Origin of the sequence: Mycobacterium sp. TY814, from assembly GCF_030755175.1 — a bacterium.
In the GTDB taxonomy this organism is placed as follows: domain Bacteria; phylum Actinomycetota; class Actinomycetes; order Mycobacteriales; family Mycobacteriaceae; genus Mycobacterium.
In genome coordinates, this window is the sequence record NZ_JAUFRY010000002.1 from 1,243,644 (window position 1) to 1,262,955 (window position 19,312).

The 19,312-nt window shown below is 67.7% G+C and carries 11 protein-coding genes; 7 read left to right on the forward strand and 4 right to left on the reverse strand.

Annotated features, from left to right (window positions below; genetic code table 11):
* Positions 1–33: 33 nt before the first annotated feature.
* A complete protein-coding gene (locus QXH22_RS30530) occupies positions 34–8,571 on the reverse strand; it encodes a PPE family protein (RefSeq protein WP_371934260.1) in 8,538 nt (2,845 codons plus the stop codon).
* Positions 8,572–9,009: 438 nt separating this feature from the next.
* On the opposite strand from QXH22_RS30530, the gene QXH22_RS19170 reads away from it, so the two are divergent.
* Positions 9,010–12,411 (forward strand): PE family protein, encoded by a 3,402-nt coding sequence (locus QXH22_RS19170; RefSeq protein WP_371934261.1) that lies wholly within the window; start codon positions 9,010–9,012, stop codon positions 12,409–12,411.
* Here the strand turns inward: QXH22_RS19170 and QXH22_RS19175 are convergent.
* The 3 genes from QXH22_RS19175 to QXH22_RS19185 are packed head-to-tail and all read right to left on the reverse strand — an operon-like array spanning position 12,408 to position 14,826.
* Positions 12,408–13,493, reverse strand: coding sequence for a quinone-dependent dihydroorotate dehydrogenase (locus QXH22_RS19175; RefSeq protein ID WP_306244136.1), 1,086 nt, complete (start codon positions 13,491–13,493; stop codon positions 12,408–12,410). The genes QXH22_RS19170 and QXH22_RS19175 overlap by 4 nt on opposite strands.
* 38 nt (positions 13,494–13,531) lie before the next feature.
* The gene (locus tag QXH22_RS19180; protein ID WP_306244137.1) at positions 13,532–13,738 is read right to left on the reverse strand and encodes a DUF5703 family protein; all 207 of its coding nucleotides are present in this window, start codon (positions 13,736–13,738) and stop codon (positions 13,532–13,534) included.
* Between the two features lie 53 nt (positions 13,739–13,791).
* Positions 13,792–14,826 carry a YncE family protein gene (locus QXH22_RS19185; RefSeq protein WP_371934262.1) on the reverse strand — a complete coding sequence of 345 codons (1,035 nt, stop codon included), beginning with the start codon at positions 14,824–14,826 and terminating at the stop codon, positions 13,792–13,794.
* A gap of 110 nt (positions 14,827–14,936) precedes the next feature.
* On the opposite strand from QXH22_RS19185, the gene QXH22_RS19190 reads away from it, so the two are divergent.
* The 6 genes from QXH22_RS19190 (at position 14,937) to QXH22_RS19215 (ending at position 19,140) form a co-directional block, all read left to right on the forward strand.
* The gene (locus QXH22_RS19190; RefSeq protein ID WP_306240071.1) at positions 14,937–15,239 is read left to right on the forward strand and encodes a hypothetical protein; all 303 of its coding nucleotides are present in this window, start codon (positions 14,937–14,939) and stop codon (positions 15,237–15,239) included.
* 70 nt (positions 15,240–15,309) lie between these two features.
* A complete protein-coding gene (locus tag QXH22_RS19195; protein ID WP_306244139.1) occupies positions 15,310–16,140 on the forward strand; it encodes an undecaprenyl-diphosphate phosphatase in 831 nt (276 codons plus the stop codon).
* On the forward strand, positions 16,137–16,832 hold the full coding sequence (locus QXH22_RS19200) for a histidine phosphatase family protein (protein WP_306240072.1): 696 nt from the start codon (positions 16,137–16,139) through the stop codon (positions 16,830–16,832). Before QXH22_RS19195 ends, QXH22_RS19200 begins: the two co-directional genes overlap by 4 nt.
* Positions 16,833–16,909: 77 nt before the next feature.
* Positions 16,910–17,497, forward strand: coding sequence for a DUF3090 domain-containing protein (locus tag QXH22_RS19205; RefSeq protein ID WP_306240073.1), 588 nt, complete (start codon positions 16,910–16,912; stop codon positions 17,495–17,497).
* Complete coding sequence (locus QXH22_RS19210) at positions 17,481–18,296, forward strand: SCO1664 family protein (RefSeq protein WP_371934263.1); 816 nt, start codon at positions 17,481–17,483, stop codon at positions 18,294–18,296. The genes QXH22_RS19205 and QXH22_RS19210 overlap by 17 nt, the downstream gene beginning before the upstream one ends.
* A gap of 31 nt (positions 18,297–18,327) precedes the next feature.
* A complete protein-coding gene (locus tag QXH22_RS19215) occupies positions 18,328–19,140 on the forward strand; it encodes a 3'(2'),5'-bisphosphate nucleotidase CysQ (protein WP_306276652.1) in 813 nt (270 codons plus the stop codon).
* Positions 19,141–19,312: the final 172 nt, after the last annotated feature.

A 19,312-nucleotide genomic window follows, 5' to 3' on the forward strand; every position in this document is an offset into this window, starting at 1 on the left:
GAGTCAGAACACCGAATCGATCAGGCGCGCGCGTCACGGCCACGCGAAGTTGTTGAAGAATCCGGACAGGTCGGTGCCGACGTTTCCGACGCCGGAGAGGGTGGTGCCGACATTGGCCAGACCCGATTCCAGCTGACCGGTGTTCAGATAGCCCGAGTTGCCCGGCCCTCCGTCGTTGAGCAGGCCCGAGGTGTTCGCGAAGTCGTTGAATAGGCCGGACACCCCGGTGTCGCCGGCATTGAAGAAGCCCGATGCGCCCCCGCCGCCGGAGTTGAAGAACCCGGACGACGGCTCGGTCGACGAGTTGAAGAATCCCGGATTCTGCTGGTGCTCGAAGCCGAAGGTGTATGGGCCCACGGTCCCGCTGCCGGGGAAATCGACTGTCTGACCGAATGATTCGTCGATGACCGTCTCCGACAGCAAAGTGGTGGGACTGATCGTCCAGCCGCCGATGCTGTCGTTGTAGAGCGTCGTCGTCACCGTGCTACACCGGTAGTACGGGTACTCGTACCACGGATAGCAGATCGTCTGCTGCAGTTGGACTTTGATCGGGATATCGGAAATGTTGAACTCGTCCAGGGTGATCGCGTTGATGTGGCCGGTGACCGGGATCTCGATGGGCGCGTTCACGTCGTAGTGCCAAGGGATCTCGGGAACGGTCGAGGAGTACCCCACGGAGACCAGGCCCTGGTAGTCGCCCCGCCACAACAGGCCGTTGCTGTAACTGCCGGTGATGAAGGCGCCGGTGTCGACGTTGCCGGCGTTGGCCAGGCCGGTATTGGAGTTGCCGGTGTTGAGCAGTCCGGTGTTGACGCTGCCCGGGTTGAACAGGCCAGTGTTGTAACTGCCGGGGTTCAAGCTGCCGGTATTGGTGGAACCGGCGTTGTAGCTGCCGGTGTTGTAATCGCCGACGTTGGCGACGCCGGTATTGGCGGTACCGGCGTTAAACAGTCCGGTGTTGTAGTCCCCCGAGTTGGCGATGCCCCAGTTTCCGTCGCCGGAGTTGAAGAAGCCGACGTTGCCGGTGCCCGAATTGAACAGGCCGACGTTGGCGCCGCCGGAGTTCAGCGGACCGAACCCGACCTGGCCGGTGCCGGTCAGCCCGAAGCCGATGTTGCCCTGGCCGGTGTTGCCGAATCCGATGTTCGCATCGCCGATGTTGCCGCTGCCCACGTTGTGGCTGCCGAGGTTGCCGCTGCCCAGATTGTGGGCGCCGAGATTGCCGTTGCCGGCGTTGAAGTCGCCGACATTACCGCTGCCCAGGTTGTAGTCACCGACATCGGCCAGACCCAGATTGAGCTGACCGACATTGGCGAGCCCCAGGTTCAGCACCGTCCCGCTGGGTCCGTCACGGAACAGGCCGGCCAGGTCGGTACCGACATTGGCGAAACCGGAGACGCTGGTCGGCGCCGCGGTGTTGAAGACCCCCGAGACGGTGTTGCCGAAGTTCAGCAGACCCGATTGCAGCGCGCCGGCGTTGCGGTAGCCCGAGACGCCGCCAAAGGAGAGGTTGCGGAAGCCGGAGCCGTCGACGCCGGCGTTGCCGAAGCCCGAGGCAGATCCGTTGCCGGAGTTGAAGAATCCGGACGACGGGGTGATGGTCGAGTTGCCGAAGCCGGGCGCCGCCGGAGCGTTGATGAGCGGGATGCTGACAGGCCCCACCCCGCCCGACGCGTCGATACCTATCACCGTCGATTCGTCGGGGTTGCCGATATTGATCGCCACCGCGGGTTGGTCTCCGAAGCTGATCAGAATCGGGTCGCCCGTCTCGGCTCCGTAGACGCTGACGGGGCCGATGTAACCGACAACCTCTCCGCCGAGACCGTCGTCCAGCCCGCTGAACGAGATCTTGGGAATGGTGACCGGGTTGATCTGGACGTCGCCGACGCTGACGGTGATCGGGATGTTGAGCGGGATGTCGACGGTGAGGTACGCCGGAATTTCCGGCGCGGTGATCGCGTAGTAGGCGCCGAGCTGGCCTTGGTTGTCGCCGCGCCAGAAGAAGCCGTTGTTCATGCTGCCGGTGTTGTAGGCGCCGGTGTTGGTGTCGCCGCTGTTGGCGAGGCCGGTGTTGTAGTTGCCGGGGTTGGCGGGTCCGGTGTTGGTGTTGCCGGGGTTGAAGCTGCCGGTGTTGGTGTTGCCGGTGTTGGCCAGGCCGGTGTTGTAGTTGCCGGTGTTGGCTCGGCCGGTGTTGGCGGTGCCGGTGTTGAACAGGCCGGTGTTGGTGTGGCCGGGGTTGGCGAGGCCGGTGTTGAAGTCGCCGGTGTTGGCGATGCCCCAGTTGCCGTCGCCGGAGTTGAAGAAGCCGATGTTGTTGGTGCCGGTGTTGAACAGGCCGATGTTGCCGTCGCCGGAGTTCAGGGGGCCCAGGCCGAGTTGGTTGGTGCCGGTGAGTCCGAGGCCGATGTTGTTCTGGCCGGTGTTGCCGAGGCCGATGTTGTTCTGGCCGGTGTTGCCGAAGCCGAGGTTGCCGGTTCCGATGTTGCCGCTGCCGAGGTTGTGGTTGCCGAGATTGCCGCTGCCCCAGTTGGTGTCGCCGATGTTGCCGTTGCCGAGGTTGTGGTTGCCGCTGTTGCCGAAGCCCAGGTTCCAGACGCCGGTGTTGGCCAGGCCCGCGTTGAGTACACGCCCGGCGGTGCCGGCGCTGCTGTTGTAGACGCCCGAGACGGTGGTGCCGTAGTTGGCCAGACCCGATTGCAGCGCCCCGGCATTGCGGTAGCCCGAGACGGTTCCGGAGGACAGGTTGCGAAAGCCCGAGACGTCGGCGCCGCCGTTGCCGAAGCCGGACGCGGCGCCGGTGCCGGAGTTGAAGAATCCCGACGACGGGGCGGTGGTCGAATTGCCGAACCCGGGAGCGGCGGGGATGTCGAGGAAGGTGATGTCGATCGGTCCGATGCCGCTGTTGATGGCGATCGGAATCGAGGTGCCGGGCCCCCCGATCAAGGCATTGACAGCGGGCACGACTCCGGTGATCGCCGGGATGGAGATGGTGCCGAAGGTGACGCTGAGGTACGACGATCCCAGCAGACTCACCGTGATCGGTTTGATGGTGAACGAATTGACGACGATGTTGGCGATATCGACAGTGATGGGGATATTCACCGGGATGTCGAAGTCGAGGTCCACCGGCGAGAACTCGGGGATGTGGATTCCGGCGTGCAAGCCGTACAGCCCTTGGTAATCGCCCCGCCAGAAAAAGCCGTTGCTGTAGGTGCCGGCATTGAACGCCCCGGTGTTGACATCGCCGGTGTTGAGCAGGCCGGTGTTGTAATCCCCGGGGTTGACGAAACCGGTGTTGTAATCACCGGAGTTGAAGCCGCCGGTGTTGGTGCTGCCGAGGTTGTAGCTGCCCGTGTTGTAGCTGCCCGGGTTGGCCAGCCCGGTGTTGGCGACGCCTGCGTTGAAGGCGCCCGTGCTGTAGCCGCCCGAGTTGCCGACGCCGGTGTTGGCATCGCCCGGATTCCACAGTCCCGTGCTGTAGTTGCCCGCGTTCTCGATCCCGGTGTTGCCGACCCCGGCATTGCCGATACCGTGGTTTGCGTTGCCGGAGTTGCCAATTCCGATATTGCCGGTGCCGGAATTGAGCAGGCCGATGTTGCCGGTGCCGGAGTTGAACAACCCGAGATTGCCACTGCCGGAGTTCAGGGCCCCGAATCCGACCTGGCCGTTGCCGGTGAGCCCGATGCCGATGTTGCCCTCGCCGGTGTTGGCGAAGCCGATGTTGGCGTTGCCGGTGTTTCCGAACCCGAGGTTGTGTTCGCCCGCGTTGGCGAATCCGCGGTTGTGATCTCCGATGGTTCCGAAACCGAGGTTGTGATCGCCCACGTTGCCGGAGCCGACATTGTGCGCGCCGTGGTTTCCGAAGCCCAGATTGACGTTGCCGATATTCGCGCTGCCGACGTTGGTGTCGCCGATGTTTCCGCTGCCGAGATTGGCGTGGCCGACGTTCCCACTGCCCAGGTTGAGGCTGCCGTCGTTGGCGAAGCCGAGGTTCGATACCGCGAAATCGGCGAACAGGCCCGACAGGTCGCTGCCTCTGTTGGCCACCCCCGAAATGTCGGCTGCGGCGCTCAGGTCGAGCGTGCTGGCGTTGAGCACGCCCGACATGGTGTTGCCGAGGTTCGCCATACCGGAGATCAGGCTGCCGAGGTTCTTGGCGCCGGAGATTCCGGTGCCGCCGACGTTGAAGAACCCGGAGGTGTTCGCCCCGACGTTGGCCAGCCCCGAAGAACTGCCGGCACCGGTGTTGAAGAAGCCGGAGGACGGGACGCTGGTGGAGTTGCCGAAGCCCGGGGCGGCAGGAATGTCGATGACTGGGATGGCGACGGGGCCGATGTCGCCGGTGCCGGTCAGGCTGATGGCAGTGGTCGGCCCGCCGAGCGTGGTCTCGATGGCCGGTAGGGAGATCGCGATGTTGCCCAGCGTGATCGGGCCGACGCTGATGGCCTGCGTCTCGCCGGTGCTCAGGATGTTGATGTCGGCGGTGTACTTGGGGATGGTGAAGCCCTGGACGGTCAGGGTGCCCAGGGTTGCGCTGATCGGGATGTCGATCGGGACGGTGATGCCGGCATCAACCGGGATGGCGGCATCCGGGATGGAGATGGTGTAGCTGTAGCCGATCAGGCCCTGGTAATCGCCTCGCCACAACAGGCCGTTGCTGAAGTTCCCGGCGATGAACGCCCCGGTGTTCACATCGCCCGAATTGGCCAGGCCGGTGTTGTAGTGGCCGGTATTGGCCAAACCCGTGTTGTACCAACCCGGGTTGAATCCCAGGGTGTTGAAGCTGCCGGCGTCGAAGCTGCCAGAGTTGTAATCGCCCGCGTTGACGAAGCCGGTGTTGACCGCGCCGGAATTGAGGCCGCCGGTGTTGAGGGTGCCGGAGTTGAGCAGGCCCGTATTCAGGTGACCGCTGTTTCCGAGTCCCCAGTTCGCCGTGCCCGAGTTGCCGATGCCGACGTTGCCGGTACCGGAGTTGAACAATCCGGTATTGCCGGTGCCGGAGTTGAACAGCCCGATGTTCGCGCTCCCGGAATTGATTGCCCCAAAGCCGATTTCGCCGTTGCCGGTGAGGCCGATGCCGATGTTGTTGTTGCCGGAATTGCCGAAGCCGATGTTGGAGTCGCCGGTGTTGGCGATACCGCTGTTGGCATTGCCGGCATTGGCGAACCCGTGGTTGTAATCACCGATGTTGGCCCGGCCGATGTTGTGGACCCCCAGATTTGCAGACCCGAGATTGTGTGCGCCGAGGTTGCCGAAACCTCCGTTGTAGGAGCCGATTTGCCCGCCGCCGAGGTTGTAGTCACCGACATTGCCGGCGCCGAGGTTGTAGTCGCCGACGTTGCCGAGGCCCGCGTTCAACGCGCCGACATTGGCCAGACCGAGGTTGTAGGTCGTCATCCCCGTCACGCCGTCGCGGTACAGGCCGGCGAGGTTGGTGCCGAGGTTGGCGAAGCCCGAGACGTCAGCCTGTACGCCCAGGCCGGTGTTGAACAAGCCCGAGACGGTGTCGCCGAGATTCGTCATGCCCGACAACGACGCCCCCACATTGCGGAAGCCCGAGACAGTCCCCGTCGAGAGATTGCGGAAGCCGGAGCTATCGGCGCCGACGTTGGCGAAGCCGGACGCGGAGCCGGTACCGGAGTTGAAAAAGCCCGATGACGGAGTGGTCGTGGAATTCCCGAATCCCGCAGCGTTGCCGAAGTCGAGCAGGGTCAGGTCGGCAGGCCCGAGGCTGGCGAAGGCGGGGATGACGATCGCGGTGGAGCCGTCCGGGTTGCCGATCTGGATAACCGGCGTGGGACCTGATGCGTACACGGGCGGGATGGTGAGCGAGTTGACGGTGCCCTCCAAGACCGGGATGGGCCCGAGCGCGACAGTGGTGCCGAAGGGGATGTCCTTGATCGTGACGCCGTGGTACACGGTGGTCGTGAAGCTGCCGCTGACGGGGATGTCCACGGGGATGGTCCGGGTCAGATTCAATGCGATCTCCGGAACATGGATCGCGTAGTAGGCGCCGATCTGGCCTTGGTTGTCGCCGCGCCAGAGCAGGCCGTTGTTCATGGTGCCGGTGTTGTAGGCGCCGGTGTTGGTGTCGCCGCTGTTGGCGAGGCCGGTGTTGTAGTTGCCGGGGTTGGCGGGTCCGGTGTTGGTGTTGCCGGGGTTGAAGCTGCCGGTGTTGGTGTTGCCGGTGTTGGCCAGGCCGGTGTTGTAGTTGCCGGTGTTGGCTAGGCCGGTGTTGGCGGTGCCGGTGTTGAACAGGCCGGTGTTGGTGTGGCCGGGGTTGGCGAGGCCGGTGTTGAAGTCGCCGGTGTTGGCGATGCCCCAGTTGCCGTCGCCGGAGTTGAAGAAGCCGATGTTGTTGGTGCCGGTGTTGAACAGGCCGATGTTGTTGGTGCCGGAGTTCAGGGGGCCCAGGCCGAGTTGGTTGGTGCCGGTGAGTCCGAGGCCGATGTTGCCCTGGCCGGTGTTGCCGAGGCCGATGTTGTTCTGGCCGGTGTTGCCGAAGCCGAGGTTGCCGGTTCCGATGTTGCCGCTGCCGAGGTTGTGGTTGCCGAGATTGCCGCTGCCCCAGTTGGTGTCGCCGATGTTGCCGTTGCCGAGGTTGTGGTTGCCGGTGTTGCCGAAGCCCAGGTTCCAGACGCCGGCATTCGCCAGACCGGCGTTGAACGCGGTCCCGGTCGCGCTGTCGCGCAGCACGCCGGCCAGGTCCGCGCCCGAGTTGGCGAAACCGGAGAGGTAGGCGGGAGCGGCGGTGTTGACATAACCGGAGACTGCGGTGCCGTAGTTGGCCAAACCTGACTGCAGCGCACCGACATTCCGCAAGCCCGAGACGGTTCCGGAGGACAGGTTGCGAAAGCCCGAGACGTCGGCGCCGCCGTTGCCGAAGCCGGACGCGGCGCCGGTGCCGGAGTTGAAGAATCCCGACGACGGGGCGGTGGTCGAATTGCCGAACCCGGGAGCGGCGGGGATATCCAGGATCTGGATGGTTCCGCCCTGCAGGGCTCCGACCAGCGTGGCGTCGATCGACGTCGTCGGGCTGCCGATAACCACCGTCACCGTCGGGGCGGTGAGCGTCGACGGCGAGATGTAGAGCGGTCCGATATAGAAGGCGCCGTTCAGGAAATAGGTCTTGGGATAGTCGTAGCCCGGGATGTCCCAGTCCTGACCACCGACCACCAGCGTCTGATTGACCGGGTTGTTCGATGCGATGTCGACGGGAATGGTCGGGATATCAATCGCGATGTGGGCGCTGATCTGGCCCTGGTTGTCGCCGGTGACAAAAAGTCCGTTGCTGCAGTTGCCCCGGATGAACGCGCCGGTGTTGACGTTTCCGGTGTTGTAGTAGCCGGTGTTGTAGTTGCCGGAATTCAGGCCTCCGGTATTGAAACTGCCGGTGTTGTAGCTGCCGGTGTTGGCGCTACCGACGTTGAAGAAACCCGTGTTGTAGCCGCCGGTGTTGCTCGCGCCGGTGTTCGTGCTGCCGGCGTTGAGGAATCCGGTGTTGTAGCTGCCGGTGTTGGCGATGCCGGTGTTGGTGCCGCCTGCATTCCCGATGCCCCAGTTTCCGGTGCCCGAGTTGCCGATGCCGACGTTGCCGGTGCCGGAGTTCAGCAGGCCGATGTTGCCGGTGCCGGAGTTGAGGAGGCCGACATTGGCGATACCCGAATTCAGTGCGCCGAAGCCGATTTCACCGTTGCCGCTGAGACCGATGCCGATGTTGTTGCTGCCGGTGTTGGCGATGCCGGTATTGGCGTTGCCGGCGTTGGCGAGGCCGACGTTGGCATTACCGGCATTCCAGAAGCCGCGGTTGTCGCTGCCGAGGTTCCCGGGCCCGATGTTGCGATTGCCGAGGTTTCCGAAGCCGATGTTGCCGTCGCCGTGGTTGCCGAAGCCACGGTTGCCGCCGCCGATGTTTGCGCTGCCGATGTTGGCGTTGCCGACGTTCGCGGATCCGATGTTGAAGTCTCCGAGATTCGCGCGTCCGATGTTGCCGGAGCCGAGATTCGCGAAGCCCAGATTCGCAAAGGGTGGGTTGGCCGCCGCGGCACTTGCGGAACCGTTGGGGGAGAGGGGGGTCAGCGCTGAGGCGATGGTCGAAGCCTCTGCGTGGTAGGACAAGAGCGCGGATACGTCCTGCGCCCACATCTGCTCGTACTCGGCCTCAACAGCGGCGATCGCCGGTGCGTTCAGCCCGAGCAGGTTCGCGGTCACGAGGCGAATGAGTGCGCCGCGGTTCGTCGCGATGATCTGCGGGTGTACGGTTGCCGCTCGCGCGGCCTCGAAAGCGCTTGCGGCCAAACGGGCTTGGGTGGCCGCCTGCTCAGCGTCGACGGCTGCCCCAGTCAGCCACCCCGCGTAGGGTGCGGTCGCGTCCAGCATCGCCGCCGATGCCGTGCCTTGCCAGGACGACCCGGTCAGCCCGGTGGTCAGCCTGGTGAAAGCGGCTGCACACGAGCCCAATTCAGCGGCCAGACTTCGCCACCCCGCGGCAGCCGCGAGGAGGGGGCTGGGCCCAGGACCGGCAAACAACCGTCCGGAATTGAGCTCCGGCGGAAACCTCGCGAAATCCATCACATCTCTCCCTAGGCCGCAACAGATGGTCGGCGCCGCAGTGCGGGGGCGGTGAATCCCTGCGGGCAGGTGATCCCGCTCTGCCATCGCTTAGCTGCGGCGAGCGGAGATCACCGTCATTCGAAGGCAACTTTGCGGAATGCGCAAACGGCTGATTCTGCGATGGCCGGCGCTGGGCTGTGCGGTCGGCGAACGTGTTTCGGCAATCGGAAGAGATACCAAAACTGTTGCAGCACAGCGTTAGTCAGTTCTCGGCAGATCTTCTCGTTGTCACTGAGCGAGGTCGAATGCCGGGAAATCCTCCCCCAATAGGGGGAGAAAATTTCATCCATCGATTCCGCCCGCTGCCCGAGGCCCCGGCGCTCACATCCGCGCGACAGTCGTAGCTGGAGCAGTGGCCGGGCCACGCAATGCACTCATGCGAAGGGGTTCCAAGAGATGTTATTTATGTGGGCTGGTCCGGAGGCATTGTCGGCTGCAGCGGCTGACATCGCTGATATCGATGCTTCTCTGCGCTGGGCGAACGCCTCTGCTGCTGCCTCGACCACGTCCGTGCTGGCGGCGGCTGCCGATGAGGTCTCGGCCGCGGTGGCCGCGCTTTTCTCCGGACATGGCCGGGACTATCAGCTGCTCAGCGCTCAATTGACGGCCTACCACGACCAATTCGTGCGGACGCTGGATTACAGCGCCTACACATACGCCGCGGCGGAAGCCGGCAACGCGTCGCCGCTCCAAACCGTGCTCAACGTGATCAACGCGCCCACCGAGGCGCTGGTGGGGCGGCCGTTGATCGGTGACGGCGCCAGCGGCGCCAGCGGGGCGATGGGCCAGCCCGGCCAGGACGGCGGAATCTTGCTGGGCAACGGAGGCAACGGGGGCAGCAGCAGCGACGCGGGTGCTCCCGGTGGGGCCGGCGGTTCGGCCGGGCTGATCGGCAATGGCGGAAGCGGTGGTACCGGGGGCGCCGGCGCGGTCGGCGGTAGAGGCGGCAACGGCGGCTGGCTGCTCGGGTCTGGCGGTGCCGGCGGAACCGGCGGTGCCGGCGGGTACGGGGGCCAGGGCGGTTCAGCCCTACTGCTCGGCAATGGCGGACAAGGCGGCACCGGAGGTGCGGATCCCCTCGGCAGCGGTGGCCACGGTGGTAGCGGCGGCAGGGCCGGGACGTTCTTCGGTACCGGGGGTGCCGGCGGTGCCGGTGGTGTTGGCGCGATAGGGGGTGTCGGAGGAGACGGCGGCACGGCCGCGTTGGTCGGCGCCGGCGGTGCCGGCGGCACCGGTGGTGCCGGAGCTGCGGGCGTGCCCGGCATGAACGGCGGGACGGGTGGCACCGGAGGTGCGGGCGGTACCGGCGGGGTGCTCGGTTTCGGCGGCCACGGCGGGGCCGGTGGTGACGGCGGAGCCGGTGGTGTGGGCTCTGCCGGTCAGCAGGGCAGCGCCGGCGCTACCGGCGGCGCTGCGGGTGCCGGGGGAGCCGGCGGCCAGGCGTTGATCGGCATCGGCGGCCAGGGCGGAACCGGCGGGACCGGTGGCATGGGTGGGGCCGGTGGCGCTGCGGTGGGTGCTGGGGCGCAGGCCGGGCAGGGCGGCAGCGGAGGTACCGGAGGTACGGCCGGTGCGGGGGGTGCAGGACTCGTTGCGGCCGGTGGTGCTGGCCGGGGTGGCGTCGGCGGTACCGGAGGTGCCGGTGGTGTAGGCAGCAGCGGCGCAACCGGTTTAAGCAGCGCGACCGCTCCCACCGACGGTATGCAAGGCGGCCTGGGCGGCGCCGGCGGCCAGGGTGGTGCCGGCGGTGCCGGGATCAACGGTGTGGGCGGCGGTCAGGGTGGCCAGGGCGGGGCCGGCGGCCAGGGTGGTAGCGGCGGTGATGGCGGGGCCAATACCGGAACCAAAGCCGGGATGGGTGCTGCGGGAGGACAGGGCGGTACCGGTGGCGCCGCCGGAGTGGGCGGTTCCGGAACAGACGGCGGAGCGGACGGATTGAGCGGTGCCGGTGGCAAGGGTGGCACCGGGGGTACCGGTGGAGCGGGCGGTGGCGCACAGTCCGGTACCGCGGGTTCCACGCCGACGGCCGGCGCGCACGGTGGTCAGGGCGGCGCCGGCGGGCAGGGCGGCGACGGTGGTGCCGGGATCGGCGGCGTCGGCGGTGGCCAGGGTGGTCAGGGCGGCATCGGAGGCCCGGGTGGCGCCGGAGGTGACGGCGGGGCCAACACCGGTACCAACGGCGGCATCGGTGCCGCAGGAGGACAGGGCGGTACCGGCGGCACTGCCGGCGCGGCCGGTCGTGGAGTCGACGGCGGCGCGGGCGGTGTGGTCGGTACGGGCGGCAAGGGCGGGGTAGGGGGCGTCGGCGGCATCGGCGGCACCGGTCAGGCCGGGGACCCGGGCACTGCGCCCGCGTCCGGTGCGCAGGGTGGTCAAGGGGGCGCCGGCGGGCAAGGCGGTGACGGTGGTGCGGGGATCGGCGGCGTCGGCGGTGGCCAGGGCGGTCAGGGAGGCATCGGAGGCCAGGGCGGCATCGGCGGTACCGGCGGCAGCAACACTGGCACCGGAGTCACTGCGACCGGGGGCGCCGGCGGCAAAGGCGGAACCGGAGGTACCGCCGGTGCCGCCGGTCAAGGAATCGACGGCGGAGCGCAAGGCACGACCGGCAATGGCGGCAAGGGCGGACTCGGCGGCACGGGCGGAACCGGCGGCGTGGGCCAAGCCGGCATCTCGAGCTCCACGCCAAGCGCCGGTGGGCAGGGCGGCGCCGGCGGCGCTGGTGGCCAGGGCGGTGACGGCGGTGCGGGTTTCAACGGCATCGGCGGTGGCCAGGGCGGAAGAGGCGGCCAGGGCGGCCAGGGCGGCATCGGTGGCGCCGGCGGCAGCAACACCGGCACCGGGGTCAACGCCAACGGAGCCAGCGGCGGCAAAGGCGGCACCGGCAGCCTCGCCGGCGCCGCCGGGGTCGGAACCGATGGCGGCGCTGCCGGGGGCAGTGGCAGCGGAGGCAAGGGGGGTACGGGTGGCACCGGAGGCGCCGGCGGTACCGGTCAATCCGGCGTCTCGGGCGCCGCGCCTACCACCGGTGGGCAGGGCGGCGTCGGCGGCGCCGGAGGCCAGGGTGGCGACGGTGGGGCGGGCATCGGCGGGGTCGGTGGCGGGCAGGGCGGATCCGGGGGTACCGGTGGCCACGGCGGCTCAGGAGGTCTGGGCGGCAGCAGCACCATCAACAGCTCTGCTAACGGTGCTGTCGGCGGAAAAGGCGGTGCCGGCGGTGTCGCCGGTGCGGGCGGAACGGGCGGAGCCGCGGGCGGCAGCGGCGGTGTCGGCGGTCAGGGTGGGACCGGCGGCACCGGTGGAAACGGTGGCAGCGGCAGTGTCAGCGGGAGCGGGGCCAGCGGCGGAGCCGGCGGCGCTGCCGGTGCCGGCGGAGTGGGCGGGGCAGGCGCAGGCGCAGGCGCTGCCGGAAACGGCGGCATCGGCGGAACCGGTGGTGACGGCGGCAACGGCGGCAACGGCGGCGCAGGCGACGGCACCAAGAACAGCAGGGGCGCCGGAGGCCGGGGCGGCGATGCGGCCGTCGGTGGCACCGGGGGAGCCGGCGCCAACGCGGCGATAGGGACCGGCGGAACGGGTGGCACCGGAGGCAGCGGCGGCACGGGTGGCACCGGAGGCAGCGGCCAAGGTCTCGGCAGCGTCGGGACCAGCGGCAACGGCGGCAGCCCGGGAGGTCCGGCCGTCGGTAACACCGGTGGCAAGGGCGGCTCGGGCGGCAGTGCCGGCACGGGTGGGGCGGGTGCCCCGTCGGGTGCGGCGGGCCCGGGGGCCGGCGGCGGTGGCGGTGTCCCCGCCGGTTAACCCGCCGGTTTCTCCCGTCCAGCCACCGCCGACCCCACGGCATCGCTCAGCGACGCGTATCCGCCGTCGTGCAGCCGGCGGGCAATACCGTCGTGAATCTCTTTGGCCCACAGGCCCCCGCCGTAGATGAACCCGGTATAGCCCTGCAGTAGCGAGGCGCCTGCGGTGATGCGCTCCCAAGCGTCGTCGGCGGTCTCGATGCCGCCCACGCTGATCAGCACCAGTCGGTCGCCGACCCGGTCGTAGAGCCGGCGCAGAATCTCCACGGCCCGGCGCGCCACCGGTGGCCCGGAGATGCCGCCGGCACCCAGTGCGGCCACGTCGGGTGTGCGCAGGCCGTCGCGTGAAATCGTGGTGTTGGTGGCCACGATGCCGGCCAGTCCGAGCTCGACGGCCAAGTCAGCGATGTCGTCGACGTCTGAGTCGGACAGATCCGGAGCGATCTTGACCAGCACCGGGGTGTTCGACGCTTCGGCCAGGACGGCGGACAGGATGGGACGCAGCGACTCGACGGCCTGCAGGTCGCGCAGCCCGGGAGTGTTCGGTGAGCTGACGTTGACCACAAGGTAGGACGCCAGCGGCGCCAATAGCCTTGCACTCCAACGGTAATCGTTGACGGCATCTTCGGGTCGGGTCTTCTTGGTCTTGCCGATGTTGACGCCCAGGGGCACATCGGGAACGTGCTGGGCAAGCCGTGCCGCCAGCGCGCCGGCGCCGTGGTTGTTGAAACCCATGCGGTTGAGCAGCGCCCGGTCCTCCGCCAGCCGGAACAACCGCGGCGCCGGATTGCCCGGCTGCGCGTATGCGGTGACGGTACCGATCTCGGCGTACCCGAAACCCATTGCGCCCCAGGCGGATAGCCCTGTTCCGTCTTTATCGAATCCGGCGGCCAGCCCGAGCGGCCCGGGGAAGCGCACCCCGAACACCGTGCTGGCCAGCACCGGGTCGGTCGGGCCGAGCCAGTGGCTCATCCGGCGGCGCACCGCAGCCGCGGCGGTGACACCGCGCAATCCCGCGAATACCAGGGTGTGGACGCGTTCGGCGGGCACCTGGAAGAGCAGGCTTCGCAGCAGGCCGTACATCCGGTGTGAGTGCGATGGTGCCGACGTCACGATTCCAGTCACGATTCCGGCTGCTCAGACAACCGGTTTTGCATGCGAGCCTTCTTGCGCCGCAACAATACTCGCCTACTTCCGTCGGTGTAGAGCCGCACCCTGGTCAATTCCCAGCCGCGGTACTCGGCCTCGATGGACAGCCGGGTGGACGCACTGAGCCGGGTCACGTCCGGGGGGAGCCGCAACGGCACCCACTCGTACTCCTCGGACATGTCGGCCTCCCACCCGGCAGGCAACCGGCTCCACCGCGGCGCGGGTCCCGGGTTCACGGCGCGCCCCCAGCATGTTCGATGATCTGCACCCCCGCGCCCGAGCCCGACACCACGTACAAGGTGTCCGACGCCTCGTCGAAGGCCAGCGAGTTCGGTTGCTGCACGGTTGGGTAACGCACCTTTTCCACGGGTATTCCGGTGCTCAGATCGTAACCAATGACGGTGTTGGATGCCGTTTGGGACACCCAGGCCAGTTGGCGGGACCCGGCCAAGCCGTAGGGCGACTGCCGTACCGGGAAGGCCTGGCGCAGGATCAACGGATCGATCCCGTAGACCAGCAGTTGCCCGCCGCGGGTGTCGGCCACCAGCACCCTGCCCTGCGAGTCGGCGGCCAGCGTGGTGGCGCCCTCGCCGGCCCGCAGAGACTGCGCGGCACGGCCGTCGGGGCCGATCGTCGTCACCGACGTCTGGCCACGATCCAGCACCACCGTCGTGTTTGCTTGCGCGACAAGGGCATCCACCCGCGCAAAGATCTTGTTCCGATTGGCCACCGACCCGCCGGCGCCCAGGGAGTACACCGCACCGTCGGCGCTACCCAGCACCAGCCTGCCGTCGGCGCGGCGCGCGATGGCGGTGAATTCCTGGCCGCCGGCGACGGTCGTTCTGACGCCCTGCCCGGTGGCCAGGGCCACCGTGACATAGCCGTCACGTCCCGCCAGATAGACCGTGCCGTGTCCGTCGCCGGTCATGGCGGTGGCGGGCCCGGGCAGCGTGATCACGCGCGCAGCGCCCCGCGGTCCGAGCACGGCGATGCTGCCCGGTCCGCCGGGGTCATCGCCGGGGGATAAAACCACCAACTGCCGCGAGTCGCCGTCGAAGAAGGCGCTTTGTGGACGGCCGCCCAGAGACTGCACCACCCCCGCGGGGTTCGAGGCGGGTGGGGAGACGGCCGGCTGCGCGGGTTCGATGGTGGGTGGCGTGTAGCTGAGCGGGTTCGACGAGCACCCCGAACCGACCCAACCCGTTACGAGCAAACTCGCCAAAATAACAACGCGCTGTTTAAAGAGCGCTCTTCGCGTTGTCAGCAATCCAGATCTCCCGTATCTACAAGACGCATATAAAATTCTAAGGAACGTTATCGCGCTCAATTTCGCCATCTGTGACGTGTAAATCGGTGTAGCGGAGGTATTCTCAGCCCATGACCGTCACCGATGACCGGCATACCGCAGACCAGGAGTTTGCTGTCGAGGACATGACGCCTGGCATTTTCGCCAGCGGGTACGGGCAAGTCGGAGATGGGCGCAGTTTTTCCTTTCATATCGAACACCGGTCTCTCGTCGTAGAAATTTACCGGCCGCACCTGGTGGCACCGGTTCCGCAGGCCGAAGACGTCGTCGCGCGCGCCGTGCGCAGTGTGCTCGATATCGACCTGACCGACGAGCGCAGCTTAGCCGCCGCAGTGCGCGATGCGGTGGCCCGCGCGGTGCCTGTCTCGCGTTAGCCCGGCCGCGGCGCGGCCGCGCTTCTTCACCGCACCAGGTACGGTCGTCGTCGTGTCTGCGGTAGCGCCGATGTCCTGGGGGCAAGTCATCGTCTTGTCGGTGGTGCAGGGTCTGACCGAGTTTTTGCCCGTCTCCTCCTCCGGGCACCTGAACATCGTGTCGCGAATCTTCTTCAGCGGCGACGCCGGCGCATCCTTCACCGCGGTGAGCCAGCTGGGCACCGAAGCCGCGGTGCTGGTCTACTTCGCCCGCGACATCGGGCGCATCCTGCGCGCCTGGTTCAACGGACTGTTCGTCAAGTCGCAGCGCAACGCCGACTACCGGCTCGGCTGGTACGTCATTATCGGCACCATCCCGATCTGCGTGCTCGGGCTGCTCTTCAAGGAAGTCATCCGCTCCGAGGTGCGCAACCTGTGGGTGGTGGCCACGGCGATGGTGGTGTTCTCGGCGGTGATCGCACTCGCCGAATACCTCGGACGCCGCAACCGCGACATCGAGCAGCTGAACTGGCGCGACGCGATCGTCGTCGGAAGCGCCCAGTGTCTGGCGCTGGTGCCGGGGGTGTCACGCTCGGGCTCGACGATCAGCGCGGGGCTGTTTCTCGGGATGGAGCGCGAACTGGCCGCTCGCTTCGGCTTCCTGCTGGCCATCCCGGCGGTGTTCGCCTCGGGGTTGTTCTCCCTGCCCGACGCGTTTCGGCCCGTCACCGAGGGAATGAGCGCTACCGGGGCACAGCTGCTGGTGTCTATCTTGATCGCGTTCGTGATCGGCTTGGCGGCGGTGACCTGGTTCCTGCGTTTTCTGGTGCGCCACAACATGTTCTGGTTCGTCGGATATCGCGTGGTCGTCGGTAGCGCGGTGCTGATTTTGCTGGCGACGGGGACGGTCGCGGCGACATGACGGTCCTGTTGTTGCGTCACGGCCGGTCAACGTCCAACACCGCGGGTGTGTTGGCGGGCCGGTCAGAGGGTGTGGACCTCGACGACAAGGGCCGCGAGCAGGCGGCCGGCCTGATCGACCGGATCGGTGACCTGCCCATCCGGGCGGTGGTGTCCTCGCCCTTGTTGCGCTGCCGCCGCACCGTCGAACCGCTGGCCCGGGCGCTGTGCATCGAGCCGGTGATCGAAGACCAGCTCGCCGAAGTCGACTACGGCGAGTGGACCGGCCGCAAGCTGAGCGAGTTGGTCAGCGAGCCCCTCTGGCGGGTGGTTCAGGCCCATCCCAGTGCCGCGGTGTTCCCCGGCGGTGAGGGACTGGCGCAGGTGCAGGCTCGCGCGGTCGCGGTCGTTCGCGAGCATGATCGCCGGCTCAGCGAGGAGCACGGCGGCGACGTGCTGTGGGTGGCCTGCACCCACGGAGACGTCATCAAGTCATTGATCGCCGATGCCTACGGCATGCACTTGGACAGCTTCCAGCGGGTCAACGCCGACCCTGCGTCGGTGAGTGTGATCCGCTACACCCCGCTGCGTCCATTTGTGCTGCATGTCAACCACACTGGCGCGCGGTTGTCGGCCGGCCTGCGCGCCGCGCCGGCGCCGGAAGCGAAGGAAGAGCCCTCCGGCGACGCGGTTGTCGGCGGCTCCACGAACTAGGCGACACGCCCGGCGGTGTCCGGCACTGCCGGACGAAGCGCACGGTGCCAGCGTCTGCACGGTATTTTGGAGGTGCCATGGCCCGCGCAATTCACGTATTCCGTACACCCGACCGTTTCGTGGCCGGGACCGTCGGGCAGCCCGGGAACCGCACGTTCTACATCCAGGCGGTGCATGACGCCCGGGTCGTCTCGGTGGTCCTGGAGAAGCAGCAGGTTGCGGTCCTGGCCGAACGCATCGGCGCGCTGCTGCTCGAAGTCAACCGTCGTTTCGGCACTCCGGTACCTCCCGAGCCGACCGAGGTGGAAGATCTCAACCCGCTGATCATGCCGGTCGACGCCGAATTCCGGGTCGGCACAATGGGGCTCGGCTGGGACTCCGAAGCGCAGACCGTTGTCGTGGAACTGCTCGCCGTCACCGATGCGGAATTCGACGCCTCCGTGGTGCTCGACGACACCGACGAGGGCCCCGACGCGGTGCGGGTGTTCCTGACGCCGGAGTCGGCGCGGCAGTTCGCCACCCGGTCCAACCGGGTCATCTCGGCCGGCCGGCCGCCGTGCCCGTTGTGCGAGGAACCGCTGGACCCCGAGGGTCACATCTGCGCGCGCACCAACGGCTACCGGCGCGAGGCGCTCTTCGGGTCCAGTGATGACGCCGAGGAATGACCATCATGAGGTGCTGCGCGACGGCGAGCTGACTGTCCTGGGACGGATCCGGTCGGCGAGCAACGCCACCTTCCTGTGCGAGGCGTCGCTCGATTCTCGATGCGTGCACTGCGTCTACAAACCCGTCTCCGGCGAGCAGCCGTTGTGGGATTTTCCCGACGGGACGCTGGCCGGCCGCGAGCTGGCCGCCTACCTGGTGTCGACGCAGCTGGGCTGGAACATCGTGCCCCACACCATCATTCGCGACGGCCCGGCCGGTCCGGGAATGCTGCAGCTGTGGGTGCAGCAACCGGGCGACGCCGCCGACTCCGACCCGCGGCCGGGTCCCGACCTGGTCGATCTGTTCCCCACCGGCAAACCGCAACCCGGCTACCTCCCGGTACTGCGCGCCTACGACTACGCCGGCGACGAGGTGGTGCTGATGCACGCCGATGACGATCGGCTGCGCCGGATGGCGGTGTTCGACATCCTCGTCAACAACGCCGACCGCAAAGGCGGCCACATCCTCTACGGCGTCGACGGCAATGTCTACGGCGTCGATCATGGAGTGAGCCTGCACGTCCAGGACAAGCTTCGCACCGTGCTGTGGGGTTGGGCCGGCAAGCCGATCGACGATTCCACGATGGGGCCGGTGGCCGAGTTGGCCGACGCGCTGTGCGGCCCGCTGGCCGCCGAACTCAGGGGCCTGATCACCAGCGCTGAAATCGCGGCGCTGATCCGTCGCACCCAGGTGTTACTCGAGGATCCGGTGATGCCCGGACCCAACCGCAGTCGCCCTATTCCCTGGCCGGCGTTCTGAGCGGGTGCCCGCCGTCGGCGATACTGGGGCGGTGAACCCGGGCGCGCGTGACCAGAGCGATGCCGCGCTGGCCGCTGACCTCGCCGCCGAGGCGGGGGAGCTGCTGCTCAAGGTGCGTGACGAGGTCGGGTTCGACTATCCGTGGGAATTGGGTGACGCCGGCGACCGGCTGGCGAATTCGCTGATCCTGCGCCGGCTGAGGGCCGAACGTCCCGGAGATGCCGTGCTCAGTGAGGAAGCTCACGACGATCTGGTTCGGCTGAAGTCCGACCGGGTGTGGATCGTCGACCCGCTGGACGGCACCCGTGAGTTCTCCACCCGCGGGCGCGACGACTGGGCGGTGCACATCGCGCTGTGGCAGCGTTCGTCCGGGGGATCCGCGACCGGTTCCGCGAACGGAGTACGGCAGATCACCGACGCGGCGGTGTCACTGCCGGCCCGCGGCAACATCGTCTACCGCAGCGACACCGTCACCGCGAACGCCGCGCCCGTCGGCATTCCTGACGTCATCAGGATCGCGGTCAGCGCCACCCGGCCGCCGGCCATCCTTTACCGCATCCGGCAGATCCTGGACATCGAACTGGTGCCTATCGGTTCGGCGGGCGCGAAGGCCATGGCGATCATCGACGGGGTTGCCGACGCCTACCTGCACGCCGGCGGTCAGTGGGAGTGGGATTCGGCCGCTCCGGCCGGCGTCATCCAAGCCGCCGGAACGCACGTGTCGCGCCTGGACGGGTCGCCGATGATGTACAACCAGCTCGATCCCTACCTGCCCGACTTCGTGATGTGCCGCGCCGAGTTGGCGCCGATCCTGCTCGAGGCCATCCGCCAGTCGTGGTGGTAACCGGGTGTGCGGCCACGGTGCATTTCCTGCCCAATCGCATCGGTGCCCGCACAGTAGAAACGGTGGGCGCACACCCGCTCAGCGCCCCGCTGTGCGGGGCGCATCGTCACCGGGCCTAGACCGATTGCCCGGCTTCTCAGCGCCCCGCTGTGCGGGGCGCATCGTCACCGGG

Excerpts from the sequence above, each read along its gene's own strand:
- QXH22_RS30530 (WP_371934260.1), bottom strand. The coding sequence starts at position 8,571 with ATGGATTTCGCGAGGTTTCCGCCGGAGCTCAATTCCGGACGGTTGTTT.
- QXH22_RS19170 (WP_371934261.1), top strand. The coding sequence starts at position 9,010 with ATGTTATTTATGTGGGCTGGTCCGGAGGCATTGTCGGCTGCAGCGGCT.
- QXH22_RS19175 (WP_306244136.1), bottom strand. The coding sequence starts at position 13,493 with ATGTACGGCCTGCTGCGAAGCCTGCTCTTCCAGGTGCCCGCCGAACGC.
- QXH22_RS19180 (WP_306244137.1), bottom strand. The coding sequence starts at position 13,738 with ATGTCCGAGGAGTACGAGTGGGTGCCGTTGCGGCTCCCCCCGGACGTG.
- QXH22_RS19190 (WP_306240071.1), top strand. The coding sequence starts at position 14,937 with ATGACCGTCACCGATGACCGGCATACCGCAGACCAGGAGTTTGCTGTC.
- QXH22_RS19195 (WP_306244139.1), top strand. The coding sequence starts at position 15,310 with ATGTCCTGGGGGCAAGTCATCGTCTTGTCGGTGGTGCAGGGTCTGACC.
- QXH22_RS19200 (WP_306240072.1), top strand. The coding sequence starts at position 16,137 with ATGACGGTCCTGTTGTTGCGTCACGGCCGGTCAACGTCCAACACCGCG.
- QXH22_RS19205 (WP_306240073.1), top strand. The coding sequence starts at position 16,910 with ATGGCCCGCGCAATTCACGTATTCCGTACACCCGACCGTTTCGTGGCC.
- QXH22_RS19210 (WP_371934263.1), top strand. The coding sequence starts at position 17,481 with ATGACGCCGAGGAATGACCATCATGAGGTGCTGCGCGACGGCGAGCTG.